Origin of the sequence: Roseimicrobium gellanilyticum (assembly GCF_003315205.1) — a bacterium.
Taxonomy (GTDB): domain Bacteria; phylum Verrucomicrobiota; class Verrucomicrobiia; order Verrucomicrobiales; family Verrucomicrobiaceae; genus Roseimicrobium; species Roseimicrobium gellanilyticum.
Genome location: NZ_QNRR01000020.1, coordinates 42,156 through 54,604 on the forward strand (window position 1 = coordinate 42,156; position 12,449 = coordinate 54,604).

The 12,449-nt window shown below is 58.5% G+C and carries 10 protein-coding genes and 1 tRNA gene; 1 reads left to right on the forward strand and 10 read right to left on the reverse strand.

Going from position 1 to position 12,449, the window contains the following annotated elements; translation table 11 throughout:
* Window positions 1-62 precede the first annotated feature (62 nt).
* From DES53_RS30955 to DES53_RS31005, 10 genes are all read right to left on the reverse strand, one after another.
* Window positions 63-1,127: an AAA family ATPase gene (locus DES53_RS30955; protein WP_113962217.1), complete on the reverse strand. Its 1,065-nt coding sequence runs from the start codon at window positions 1,125-1,127 to the stop codon at window positions 63-65.
* Window positions 1,124-2,101, reverse strand: a complete 978-nt coding sequence (locus DES53_RS30960; RefSeq protein ID WP_170157560.1) for a hypothetical protein — start codon at window positions 2,099-2,101, stop codon at window positions 1,124-1,126. The genes DES53_RS30955 and DES53_RS30960 overlap by 4 nt, the downstream gene beginning before the upstream one ends.
* Window positions 2,102-2,425: 324 nt before the next feature.
* Window positions 2,426-3,310, reverse strand: coding sequence for a hypothetical protein (locus DES53_RS30970; protein WP_170157561.1), 885 nt, complete (start codon window positions 3,308-3,310; stop codon window positions 2,426-2,428).
* Between the two features lie 99 nt (window positions 3,311-3,409).
* A tRNA-Ser gene (locus DES53_RS30975) sits at window positions 3,410-3,499 on the reverse strand.
* Window positions 3,500-3,590: 91 nt separating this feature from the next.
* Entirely contained in the window at window positions 3,591-3,824 is a 234-nt protein-coding gene (locus DES53_RS30980; RefSeq protein WP_113962221.1) for an FmdB family zinc ribbon protein, read from the reverse strand.
* Between the two features lie 41 nt (window positions 3,825-3,865).
* The gene (locus DES53_RS30985) at window positions 3,866-4,351 is read right to left on the reverse strand and encodes a 3-hydroxyacyl-ACP dehydratase FabZ family protein (protein WP_245958301.1); all 486 of its coding nucleotides are present in this window, start codon (window positions 4,349-4,351) and stop codon (window positions 3,866-3,868) included.
* A gap of 115 nt (window positions 4,352-4,466) precedes the next feature.
* Window positions 4,467-5,207: a LolA family protein gene (locus tag DES53_RS30990; RefSeq protein WP_113962223.1), complete on the reverse strand. Its 741-nt coding sequence runs from the start codon at window positions 5,205-5,207 to the stop codon at window positions 4,467-4,469.
* 749 nt (window positions 5,208-5,956) lie between these two features.
* Window positions 5,957-7,657, reverse strand: a complete 1,701-nt coding sequence (locus tag DES53_RS30995; protein WP_245958302.1) for an MFS transporter — start codon at window positions 7,655-7,657, stop codon at window positions 5,957-5,959.
* A 152-nt stretch (window positions 7,658-7,809) separates the two neighbouring features.
* Window positions 7,810-9,372, reverse strand: coding sequence for an MFS transporter (locus DES53_RS31000; RefSeq protein ID WP_113962224.1), 1,563 nt, complete (start codon window positions 9,370-9,372; stop codon window positions 7,810-7,812).
* 250 nt (window positions 9,373-9,622) lie between these two features.
* On the reverse strand, window positions 9,623-10,588 hold the full coding sequence (locus DES53_RS31005) for an alpha-ketoacid dehydrogenase subunit beta (RefSeq protein ID WP_113962225.1): 966 nt from the start codon (window positions 10,586-10,588) through the stop codon (window positions 9,623-9,625).
* A gap of 284 nt (window positions 10,589-10,872) precedes the next feature.
* Here DES53_RS31005 and DES53_RS31010 point away from each other — a divergent pair, with 284 nt between their 5' ends.
* On the forward strand, window positions 10,873-12,420 hold the full coding sequence (locus tag DES53_RS31010; RefSeq protein ID WP_245958303.1) for a PA14 domain-containing protein: 1,548 nt from the start codon (window positions 10,873-10,875) through the stop codon (window positions 12,418-12,420).
* Window positions 12,421-12,449 lie beyond the last annotated feature (29 nt).

Sequence of the window (12,449 nt, forward strand, 5' to 3'; positions counted from 1 at the left end):
CCCAAGAGGCGTTGGTCAGTTCAGTTCGCCGCCTTTTAAGGCGGGCGAACTGAAACTGAGCCTTAAACACTTGGCTGGGTGATGTCTGGTCGTGTACGCTTAATTGTCTTTCTGTTGTGAGCTCCAGTTTCGACGACCAACTTCCCGGAGTTGATCGCCGCTTCACGGAGAGGCTTCTCAAATTTTTTCGCCCATCCCTTACTAGCAAGAGCATCAACCAATTCGGTGGCTGACAACCCGCCAGGAGGGAACAATGCAAGATACTCTTCCATCGTTGGTTTCGTGAGTTGACTACCCCGTCTGCTACGAAGGCGTTTGGGATCGAGATCTTCAGCCAACTTCATGATTGGAGGCTCCCATTTGACTACAAAAGGATCGGCGGGGGCGAAGTTGCGCAGGGTGCTTTCCAGCACGAAGGATCCCGGAGCCTCATGTGGAGTGAGGGTCAGAATCGTGTCGGGATCCCTGGCAAATACACCACTTCCAGAAACGCGGTCCAATACATCACGCGCAGCCTGGTTCCCCTTGGAAAAGTGAGCGCCGAAGACTACAGCAGCCCCAGTCTCAACGCAGATTTTTTCAAACTGATTCAGCAACTCAGAAATCTCTCCGGCGGCGTTCTCATCACGGCCACCCAGCAGCTTGTACGTAGGGTCTATGACCATCAGATCAAAGCCGCGCTCCTTCGTAAGGGCCGAAATCTTCGGAAGGATCTTTTCGCCTCCACAGGCATGCCCCCGCAGATGCAAAAAGTGGAGTTCCTCAGGCTCAGGAATCTCTGACGCTTTCAGAATCTCCGCCACACGCTGATTAACAAAAACCTCGGCCAATTCAAAATTGACAAATAAGACCCTCCCTGGCTCCACACATCTGCCGAGCCAAGGGCGCCCGGACGCCACACATGCAGCAAGGTGCAACAAGCACCATGTCTTGTAAGATTTTGACCCTCCCACGAAGGACGCTTTGGTCCCTTTGTGGATGAGGCCTTCCACGATCACTTTCGGCGGCTCTAGTTGCTTTCGAAGTGATTCTTGGTAGCTGACAATTGCTGGCAAGTCGGCAAGCACCGTCCCACCGGTCTCCTCGAAGGATCCCATTTTCCAATTCGTCGCCAGTTGTACGTTCACGCTAAGACCTCCCGATTGAAGTAAAGCACTTGCTGACGAGCGCCGTTATCCCGCGTCCCGTCCGGCATCCGAACCATCTGGCAAGGGACCCATGTTGCAGGATCCGCACCCAAACTAACCGCAAACTTCATGAATGGCAGAAGCTGCGCATCGGAGAAACCCTTGCACGGAAACCAGCCATGGAGCGATTTCCCACCACTCGAGACGACCAGCGCCAGAGGAGCATTTTCGGCAAGCTTCAAGAGTATCGATGCGCAGAGATCTGCTATCGACAATCCCTTTTCGCGGAGAGATTCCAGAAGCGGGCGATCCGCTGAGTCTTTTCCATTTTGATCCCCCCAGCAAAAATCACATTCGATCACCAGGAACTCACGAGGTCCAATATTATCCAAGCTTCTTGCAGAACTCCGGCCCAATTTGGTCAGCCCGGTTGTGGCCTTCATTGGTGACGGCACAATGAACTGAAGGTCGTGCAAATCTTGCCCCCAGTCCTGGAGGGACTTAGTCTGAAAGTGCCTGATGGTATGACCACAGCACATCAACGAGTTGCCCCGGTAAAGCGCTCCCAAGACAGTATCCGTAACTCGAACTTCATCGGCCACCTTCTCGGGAGAGATTTGGCGAAGGCCATCAAGATTCGACCCCGCCACAGCGATCTTGTGGATGGCTGAATAGTTTCTAACCGGCCATTTCGGTTTCCCGGTCGAACGCGCACTTTTGTTCCGGGGGAGTGAATTAGTTGATACCCCGCAAGCCCAAGCGGAGTTGATGGCGTCGAAAATCTCCCGATCGGAGACGTCGCGACCACAACTCTGCGAGCTTCCTGCGATCATACCGTGGGCTTCCACTGGCGTGAAGCCGGCCTCTCGCAGGGAGCAGGCCGCACCATAGATCCACCGATGCACTCCAGCCCCGGCAAGCGGGCAACGAGACAAGTAGTCCATAGCCCGCTGATGTTTGACGGACGAACTCATCCGTTCCCCCTCTCTCCTTCGGTGCCTTCGCTGCCGTCCTTGTCCGGCAGGTTGGAAGCTGCCTCAGCTTCCAAAAACTGCCTAAGCTCCGATGCGTAAATAAACCTCTGCCCCCCAATTTTGAGAACGCGAAGTCCACTGGACTCCCACCGCTGAAAGGTCGAGCGCGATGCAATGCCTAGCTGGCGTAGCTTCTTCTCAGGAAGGGGCAGCTCAGTGTTGTTGGCGGGTCTTGGTTCGTCTTGCATCAGGTGCAAGCACGCTGACCGAGACCGACCAATCAGTAAAACGTGAGGATGTACCCCCTACATCTTGGCGGAGCTGCTAACCAAATGGCAGTTGGGAGAACACTCTGCAAAACGTTCGGCGCTTCTCAAAGCCAAGCTTGTCGTTTCCATCTAAAATCTCGAGTTCCTCCAATCTCTGCCAATTCAACTTGGCGCGAGACTTGGGCAATTTTTTGGGTAGGGCTATTCCCAAACTCGCTAACTTTGATGCGTAATTGCGGTCTACGCGTGCGCCAGCATACCAGCGGCTAAAAATGCCATCAAATTTCTTAGTGATGGCAGCCTTGTTCGAGTGAGGATCTATCTCCAGTACCATTAATCGATTGCCTCTGCTATGTGCATCTCTCAATAGCTGCGCGACCTCAAGCTCTTCAGGGAATTCTTTCCCCTGCAGCTCATGGTCGATTAACTGAAACTGCAGTTTTTCAGTCAGCAGATCGGTCATGTAGGCGCCCACGGGAAAGCCCAAGGCATGACTCGATCTGACCATATTGTCCGCGATTCTATTTCTGACTTTGTCGTCAAGTGCAGTCCAAGCCAATTTACCATATCCAAGGATGGCATTAACAAGGAACGACACCTCTCCAAAACGCTTGTGAAGACCGGGAAGGCTCCGTCCAGATTCCCGCAACCCGCTGAGACGTTCCTTCTGTCTCGCCCTGCGGGTCTCCTCGCTATCGGGTCCAGAGGGTGCGCGAAATTCCAAGCGAAGCGTGTCAAACAGCGGATGGCGCCGCGCCGTCTCCCAAATGACTGGTTCAGGTTTGAAGAGTTTGTGGGAAGACCTCTTCTCTCCGGTGTAGAGCAACGAGGCAGAGCGCGAATTCGGGTTGCTCTTTGCTTCTTTCCACCATGGATTCCGCGAGAACGCCTCGACACCATGGTACCATCTCAGCTGCTTTTCATCCCAAGGTAATGACACAGCCCAGGCTCCTGTAAAAGGGGTTAAACAGGGGTTAAAGTAACCAAAAGGCGATAGCGCGATAAACCCCGAGTCATAGGACTTAACTCGTTCATTCAGTGGCGGACAGGGAGGGATTCGAACCCTCGGTACTATTTCTAGCACACACGATTTCCAATCGTGCCCGTTCGACCACTCTGGCACCTGTCCGAAATCGATTTAGCGGGCAGCCATATTGGCCGCAGAGGGCGCTGCTGCAAGTCATATCTGTACTTTGCAGCAAATTCCTGCGCCTGAACGGTCAATGACACCCGCAACCGGTGCCGCAACCACCCCCACCACTTCCTGAGGAGGCGGAGCTGGCGCCGGAGCTCATGCCCATGAGGCCAGCGCCACCGGTGATGACGCGCACGACGGGCTCGCCGGTGTCCGGGTGGCGAGTGAGAGGGGCGTCGTTCATGCTCTGCTTCACTTCGAAGCGCTTGGGCTTTTCGCCCTCAAGCTGGGGGATGGTCTCGTAGACGTAAGTGGCCATGGGTGATGAGGGTGGGATTCTCGCACGGAGGTCGGAGGCCATCAAGCGGTAGGCGCAAGGACAGGCTCCTTGCTGCCGCCGCTCATGGTGACCTGGCCTTCGGCAATGAGGCGGTCCCCCACCCTCACGCTTCCGGCGGCCTGCACCAGATTCCCCATGCGGCCCTGGATGGTGGCTTCGATCTGTAGTGTCTCACTGGGTACGGCGGTGCCGAGGATCTTCACGTTGCGAATGGCGGTGAGGCGCAGGTCCGGCATGGCAGGAATCTGGGAGTCAGACTGCAGAGCAACGCCGGCGACCTGGGCGATGGCTTCCACCATGATCACGGCTGGCAGGATGGGTTGGGCGGGGAAATGTCCGCGCAGGAAGTCTTCTGAGCCCTTGAGAAGATAGGTCCCAACGGCGCGTCTGCCGGGCTCCAGTTCCACGATGGCATCCACAAACCGGAACTCGGGGCCGTGGGGAAGAGAGTCGAGAGGGTTGGGTGCTGTGGGGGGAGGTTCCATCGGGTTGATGATTCGTTTCAAGGGTGGAAGTTCCCAGCAGGGTCCGGCATTGCAGCTCGATGCAAAATGAGAAGTGAAAAATGAAAAGTGCAAATTGAGAGGAGCCTGCGTCACTGGTCTTTGATTGATTCGTTCGCTACTCGCCTTGCTTCACCTCGTAACCGGTGGTGTCCACTTTGAAGGTATCCGCGGGGACTGGCTTATTCAGGGCGTAGCCGCGGATCACGGTGCTCAAGCTCGAGCCGTCGCGCATGTGGAGGGTCATGGAACGGAGGGCGCCGTCCTGGGTGTTTACGGCGAGCTGAAGCTGGCGCACGACGAGGGAGGTGCGGCGGTCGCGGAAGGCGAGGTCGAATTCCCACCAAGTGGGATTGGAGGGATCGATGCGCCAGTCCTTAAGCTCGAAGCGCTGCTCGAACACGGCCAGTGAGGGCGTGTGCATGGCTTCCATCATGGAGGAGAATCCCTGTCCCTTGCCTTCTTTCTCCTTCTCGAGGAGGGCTTCTTTGGTCCAAGTCTGGGCTTCCTTGTCGGATACATCCACCACCATCATGCCGCCATCTGCACCACGCACGGCGATGAGTGTGGGCGGCTCGCCGATCTGCCAGCGGAACTTGCCGCCCTCCCTCACGATCCAGAGCTTGCCGGGTTTGCGGAGGGCGCGCTTCACGTTGCGGAGGTTGCGCAGTTGCTCGAAGTCGGCGGTCACGGTCTTTGCTTTGGAGGAGGCAGTCATCCATTGCTGGAGGGCGGCTTTGGCGTCGGACTCGGAGGGAGTGGCGGCGTGAGTGGCGGGTGCGTGAAATAGAATGGTCAACACGCCTGCGAGTGCGGCGATGAGGGCTGTGCTTCCGAGTGGCTTCCGGAGAAGGGGCATGGGGATAAGGAACGCGGATCTTGAGGGGATGGCAAATGGGGGTTGTGAGATGGACGCGAACGCCATCGAATGAGGTAGATGGCGGGGGGTGCTGCGAAACGTAAAAACTGGCCAAACGAACTATCGTTTTGCAGGCTGTTGATTTTCAGAGTGAAAGCGGGCGTTTTCTTGATTGGTGGTGGCTATGATGGGTGGAGGGTGCGGTGTGTTGACGCATGATGCGAGCGGATGGTTGGGAGTCATTTTAGGCCGATATACTTGTTAAACAAGTGTTGAATTTATTGAGGGGTGCGGAGTGGACTGATGGGTTTGCGGCGCTGTCCGACCTGTGTTGGCAGTTGGCGGGATTTGATGGCCGTGCCGTACGGGGGTGAGGCGGGCTGCATTGGATTCAACGCAGAGACGCGGAGGCGCAGAGGAACTTCGGAGACTGAGGATGTTGCGATTTCCAATGCGCGACGATGGTGCTCTTGCCAGGAACTTTCGGACGCTGGGATTCCAATGAAGTTTTTCAGGGTGTCAGGACGGAATCTCTCCGGTCAAAGCGGTGCTTCGCACGCGCAGTCCAAAGCGCTGCGCGCAAGGTGGTTTGCTTAAGGGCCGCGCCGTGCTGATGTGGATTGTTTCGGTCACGAGACGTTCATGGAGGATTTCTCTCAAATATTGGTGCGCTGGCTTGAGTGATGAGTGGACAAAGAAAAAGGCGGCTGACCGAAGTCAGCCGCCTTTTAGGACTCATGTTGGAAACGTCACGCTTCCATAGGCGCATTGACGCCACCGGTAATGCGTTCGGTTTCGATGGAAACTGGCTTGTATCCACCGATGCCCTTGAAGTAGAGCAGGAGCAGCAGGTAGATCACTGCCATCGCAGCAGGAATGAAGGCGTCTGCACGAAGGGTCTTGCGATCACCTTCAATGTCTGCCTTGAGCACCTTCTGCTCTTCGGGAGTCAGTTTTGCATAGGCAGCCTGCGGGTCCTTGGTACCTGCTTTAACCAACTCCTCACGGGCAGCGCCCAGCTTCGTTTTGGCTTCGCCCAGCTTCTTGCCGTCCAGGCCAGTCGCAGGATCCAGAATGAAGCCCATCCAAGCGCTCGGTTTCTCTGCCTTGTATTGCTGATACAGTGCGGCATCGGTACTTGCGAGTGACTCACCCGCGAAACGGTCCTTGGCATAGCCGAGTCCGGGCGAGCCGACCAGACCGGCGGACATCATCCCGATGCCGCCCATGATGCTCATGGCCACAGCACCCGTACTCGGGAAGCGGTCACCGACCACAGCCAGCATGGTGGGCCAGAAGAAGGTCTTGCCCACACCGTAGATCAGCACCGCGCCAAGAGCGCCACCAAAGGCAGTCACACCGGCCACCATGTTGAGGCCGAGGCACGCAATCAGTGCGCACACCAGCAGAATGCCGATCGGGGACAGCTTGAGGTTCTTCTCAATGAAGTGGGCGCAGAAACGAAGGGCAAACATTAGCGCCGAGGTAGCGATGAACAGGTACTTGCCTTCAATCGGCGTAAGGATGTTGCCAGTGATGTTCTGGATCCAGCCGTCCGTACCGAGTTCAACAGCACCGACGAGCGCGTGGGTGATGAAGAGCACGAAAAGGAGCCAGGCACCCACGGCCCAACCGCTCAGTCCGCTGAAGAGCAACCAGGTGGCCACACCGATGGCTACGGAAATCCACATCCAGCTCGAGCTGCTGAAGAAGTCGCTGCCGGTGAAGCCAGCGAGCAAGGGTCCAAGGCCATCCTTGAAGAAGAGGCCGATGAAAAGGCCAATCACTGCGGCACCCATGATGCCCACGTCCTTGAGCATCTGACCAAGGCCAAGGCCCTTCTGGGAAGCTTCCGACTTCGGGAACTTCTGGCCCATGAACATGAGCGCATAGATGGCCGTAGGCACGAGGAAGAGAGCCAGCTGGGCCTTCCAGCCCCAGTGGAACTGCTCACCCAGGAACGCACCGGCGCTGCCGCCGAGCACCATGCCCAGAGGCCAGCTCGCGTGGAGGATGTTGAGATAGTGCGTACGATTGTTGGGGAACAGCGTTGCCACCAGCGGGTTTGCCACGGCTTCAAGAGTACCGTTCGCCACCGCGAAAAGGAACGTTCCGGTCCAGAGATAAACGAAAGCCGTCTTGGTCGCCATGCCGTCCATGGCTCCGAATGTCACCACCGCAGAAAGCACGTGGAACAACAGCGCGGCGACCACCAGCTTCCCGTAGCCTATCTTGTCCACGATCACACCACCAATGATGATGCCGAAACAAAAGCCCGTGAAACCAGCACCACCAACAAGACCTACCTCAAGGCCGGTGAAACCGAACTTTGCGCGCCAGACGTCAAAAATCTGCCCTCGAATTGCGAAACCTACCCCTGCCGCCAAGATGGCCATAAAGCCCGCCCAGAGGAGGCGTTTGGCGTTGGGTGCGATGCCGTCGTTACTCATATTTTATTGTGTTGGTTGGATGGATGGATGCGTGGTTGCTGTCTTGAAGAAACTGGCAAAAACAAACGTGAAGAAGCGCCGACTCCTTCAGGGCAGCGCGGTTTTATCAGAAAGGAGAGGCCGGACAAGCAAAAACTGCCCCTGCCGTGGCCTCAGAAGCCCGGTTCGGCCTCTTCGCCGTGGGAGATGGAGACCGGTTTGTACCCGCCCTTGGCCTTAAAGTAGAACCAGAGGAAGATGTAGCACACCAGCATGAAGGTGGGCAGGATGGCGATGGTCACGAACATCCCGCGCTTGCTCGGGGCCTGCACTTTTTCCAGTTCCGCCTTCTTTTCCGCGCTCAGGGCGGTGACTTTTGCCTGGTCGAGGCTGGGGACATTGCCGAAGGTGCTGGGTTTTTCGGGACCTTTCACTTCCGCGTAGAGCGCGGCATGCTCCGTTGAGAGGGTCTTTGCGAGGTCGTTGTCCTGCTTGAAGCCGAGGTACGGCGCGCCGAGCACGCCGAGGAAGAGCACGCCCACGGCGGACACGCCATTCAGCGCGAGCGCTCCGCCCTTGGGAAGTTGCTCGGCGGTGAGGCCCAGGGTGGTGCTCCAGAGGAAGGTCTTGCCAAAGGCGTACACGGTGGCGGCCGCGACAATCATCCAGCCAGCGGACACAGAGAGGAAGAGCAATCCGCCAATCGCCACCAGTGCGCTGACGACGAGCAGGCCGATGGGCGAGAAGCTGTGCACGATGGGCCCGGCGTAGAAGCGCAGCACCGTCATGATGGTGGAGGTGTAAAGGAAGATGCCGGCGGCAAACATGGCGCCATCCACCCCGGCAGGGCCGCCGAGCTTCAGGAGTTCAGGCATCCAGCCGTCCGTACCCAGCTCCGTGGTGGCCAGCGGTCCAATGGTGACCAGCACCACGAGGAAGAGCCAATGTCCCAACGATCGGGTGTAAATGCCTGCGAGCAATGCGGCGGCACCGCCGACGGCCAGCACCACGCCCCAGTTGATCTCCTCTGTGCGAGACTGGTAGATGGCCATGGTGAACATGGCGAAGAAGATGAAGAAACCGACCGCACCGAAGACCTTGAGCATGTCGCGGTAGCTCACGCCTGCGGCCACGCGCTCCTGCACGGGGAACTTGCAGGGGAACACGAGGATGGCATACACCACCACCGGGATGAGGCAGGTGGCAAAGCGGAACTTCCAAGACGTGTCAAAGAAGAGCGTCGTATTCGGGAAGAGCAGGCACACCAGCGCGCCCAGCGCCAATCCCGCCGGCCAGCCTGCGTGCAGGATATTCAGCCACTTCGACTTCTGCTTCGCGAAGAGGGTGGCCACCACGGGGTTGATGAACGATTCCACCGAGCCATTCGCCACGGAGACGAGCAGCGTGCTCCAGTAGAAGTCACGGTACGTGCTGGACTGGAGATGGAAATACAGCGACACCAAATGGCAGATGATCGCGAAGACAGCCACCGTCTTGTACCCGATGCGGTCGATGATGAGGCTAAAGAAAATGATGCTGAGGGCGAAGGGCCACATGCCCGCGCCATTGATGGCCCCCTTCTGCTGCTCCGAGAGATTCAGCGAATCCTGCAGCGCTCCCAGCGTATTCGCCCGGATGCCGAAGACAAACGACGTGGCCACCAGCGCGATGAAACACGCCCAAAAGAGCTTCATGTGGGACTTCTCGTCAGAGAGGGCGGGCGCGGCTTGAGTCATGCGGAGTGAAAAAGAAAGAGGTGGCGGTGGTGGAGTCGGATTCCAGCGGATTGCCACTACGGGTGCAATGGGAAAGTTCTTTGGGGAAAGTGCTGATTATCCAGCCTCTACCACGAAGAGGCCATCGCCGCACGACGATGCAGTGCCAGCGAGTGACGGCTACCAACGTAGCTCGCGAGTCCCTTCGCGAGATGATATGATCTGGTGCGCTGCCGAGCCTACTGACTCGCGAAGGGACTCGCGAGGTACGTTAATACTTCAGCAGCCGCCTCAACTCATTCACAATCGCCGGGGACGTCGGACGATGGGCCTTCCACAGATTGGGATGATACGGGATCGGTGTGTCCTTGGAATTCAGACGTTGCGGGGGAGCATCCAGCAGGTGAAATCCTTCCGTGGTGACACGCGCAATCACCTCCGCAGTCACTCCGCCCCAGGGGAAGGATTCACCCACACACAGCAGGCGGCCCGTGCGGGCCACGGAGGCGAGGATGGTATCCGTATCAATCGGCTTCACACTGCGCAGGTCCACCACCTCGATTTGGTAGCCGTCCTTCGCCAGCTCTTCCGCGGCGCGAATGCTCTCATGCACCATCGCGGAATAAGCGACCACGGTGGCGTGGCGACCAGGGCGGGCGATGCGGGCCTTCCCCAGCGGGAGGGTTTCATCCGGCAGGGCATCCGCCTTGAGGTGGTAGTAGAGGAACTTGTGCTCGCAGAAGATCACCGGGTCTGTGCAGCCCACGGCGGCAAGCAGCATGTGGTAGGCATCCTCCACCGTCGCAGGCGTCAGGATGATGAGTCCCGGGTAATGCGCATAGATGCTCTCCATGCTCTGGCTGTGGAAGGGGCCGGAGCCGGCGGTGCCGCCGCTGGGCAGGCGGATGACGATGGGGCACGGCACATTCGTGCGCCAGAAATGGGTGGCTGCCTGATTGACGATCTGGTTGAAGCCCACGCTGCTGAAGTCCGCGAACTGCATCTCCACGATGGGCCGTGCGCCTTCAATGGCAGCACCGATGGCCACGCCCACCATGGCATCCTCACTGATGGGGGCATCCAGCACGCGGCCGGGGAACTCCTCCGCGAGGCGTTTCGTCGCCTTGAACGCGCCGCCGAACTTGCCGATATCCTGCCCGTAGATGAAGACGCGCGGATCCCGGGCCAGGGCATCGTGCTGGGCTTCGCGGATGGCGTCGAGGTAGGTCAGGGACATGGATTCGTGAGGAGAGAGCCAAGAGGTAGCAAGGCCCTTGGCTCTGAGCAAACAAATCCGCACATGGCCGCTCTGCCCGGGACAGGGATTGTCCTTCCGCGCCTAAAATCAAGGACACCGGATGACCATCATTGGTGAGGCCACATCGCTGCGCAGGGAAATGACCATGCCCTCCCGGTCACAGGCAACACGAAGCAAAAGAAAAGGGGCGAATTATTCCAAGACAATCGCGGATGAATCGATGTGCCCGGCAGAGCCCATTTTCTCCCTGCCATCCGCCCCGTATGAGCCCCAGCGATTCCTCCCAAGTGCCCCACCCCAACCACGAGCCTGCCACGTCCTCCGGGCCTGTGCAGAAGCCGAAATCGGTGGTCATTCAGAGCTTGTCCCCCACTTCCAGCGTTCCTGAGTCCCAGGACTATGTCCTGCCCCCCTCCTCCAGCGCCCCAGTAGCGCCTGTGGTCACCCAGGCCATCCCGCTGCCTGCCGCCATTGCATCACAGGGGCATGGGCATGCCCATGCTCATGCTGCTCCCATGCAGTTCCAGCCCGAGCTTGCGCCTGCTCCGCCGGAGACCTTCGGACACAAGGCGAGAAGATACTGGTATGCTGTGGGTGGCGGCTCGCTGCTGCTCAGCCTCACCATTCACGCGCTGCTCCTGGTGGGCGCCTACTTTCTGATCACCACCATCGCGAACCCGGAGAAGCCAGTGGATTTCCTTCCCGGCGGCGGAAACAAGGCGGGAGACACGGCCTCGCATGAGCTTCACAAGATGCTGAAGGAAAAGAAGCGCCGCCCCATGCAGCAGGCCATCCCACGGCAGAAGATTGTGAGCCAGACCGGGCTCGCGGCGATTCAGCTGCCAGATATTCCCATGGAGAGCATCGACCTGCCAGAGACCAGCTCCATCATGGGCGGAGCGTCGGGCAGCCTGGGCTTCGGGGGCGGCGGAGCAGGAGGAGGTGGTGGTGGAGGCCAGGGCATCGGCATGTCCAAGGGATTTGCGCCGATGACCTTCTTTGGCCGTGTGGGTGGCGAGGGGCTGCCCGGCGCCTTCTATGACATGAAGCAGGATCGTGAGCGCAAGGCCCTGCCCTACAGCGGCACCTTCCCCGACTACATCGCCGTGATCAATCATGCGGCCTCACGCCGCTTCTCGCCCTCCGCGCTGAAGGACTACTACAAGGCGAAGCAGGAGGTGAGCTTCACCTACCTGCTCGTGCCAAACATGGCGGCACAAGAAGGGCCGAAGTGCTTCAACGTGGAGAAGGAAGTGGAGCCGCGTGGATGGTTCGTGCACTACAGCGGCATGGTGACTCCGCCGAAGGCGGGCACATATCGCTTCGTGGGATTCTTCGATGACCTGCTCATTGTGTATATCAACAACAGGCCGGTGCTGGATGGCTCCTGGGTGCCGATGGCCGGTGTGGGCGAGGGCAAGTACGACGATGAAATCCGACAGGAGTTCAAGGGACCGCCCGTGGCGGGAAATCGCACGGCCTACTTCGGCAAGTGGGTGAAGATGAAAGAACCCTTCAAGCTGGACATCGTGGTGGGTGAGACTCCTGGTGGACGCGTGGGCGGCCTGCTCATGGTGCAGGACAAGGACGGGAAGTACGAGGAGCGCGCGGATGGCACGCCAATCCTTCCCGTCTTCGCCACGACGCGGCTGGAGATGGATGATATGAAGCGGTTGGAAGAAGACCCCTATGCCAAGGCGGTGCAGGTCGCGAAGGACACACCGGTGTTCGCGGGGAAAAAGGCGATCTTTGATGATCGTGAGGAAGGCGGCTCCAGACGGGGCATTGGGCTGCTGCCACCAAGGCAATAGCACACAGGAAGATGACGGACATCCTGAAA

Coding starts and splice junctions, on each gene's coding strand:
- DES53_RS30960 (WP_170157560.1), bottom strand. CDS start 2,101: ATGAGTTCGTCCGTCAAACATCAGCGGGCTATGGACTACTTGTCTCGT.
- DES53_RS30980 (WP_113962221.1), bottom strand. CDS start 3,824: ATGGCCACTTACGTCTACGAGACCATCCCCCAGCTTGAGGGCGAAAAG.
- DES53_RS30990 (WP_113962223.1), bottom strand. CDS start 5,207: ATGCCCCTTCTCCGGAAGCCACTCGGAAGCACAGCCCTCATCGCCGCA.
- DES53_RS30995 (WP_245958302.1), bottom strand. CDS start 7,657: ATGAGTAACGACGGCATCGCACCCAACGCCAAACGCCTCCTCTGGGCG.
- DES53_RS31000 (WP_113962224.1), bottom strand. CDS start 9,372: ATGACTCAAGCCGCGCCCGCCCTCTCTGACGAGAAGTCCCACATGAAG.
- DES53_RS31005 (WP_113962225.1), bottom strand. CDS start 10,588: ATGTCCCTGACCTACCTCGACGCCATCCGCGAAGCCCAGCACGATGCC.
- DES53_RS31010 (WP_245958303.1), top strand. CDS start 10,873: ATGAGCCCCAGCGATTCCTCCCAAGTGCCCCACCCCAACCACGAGCCT.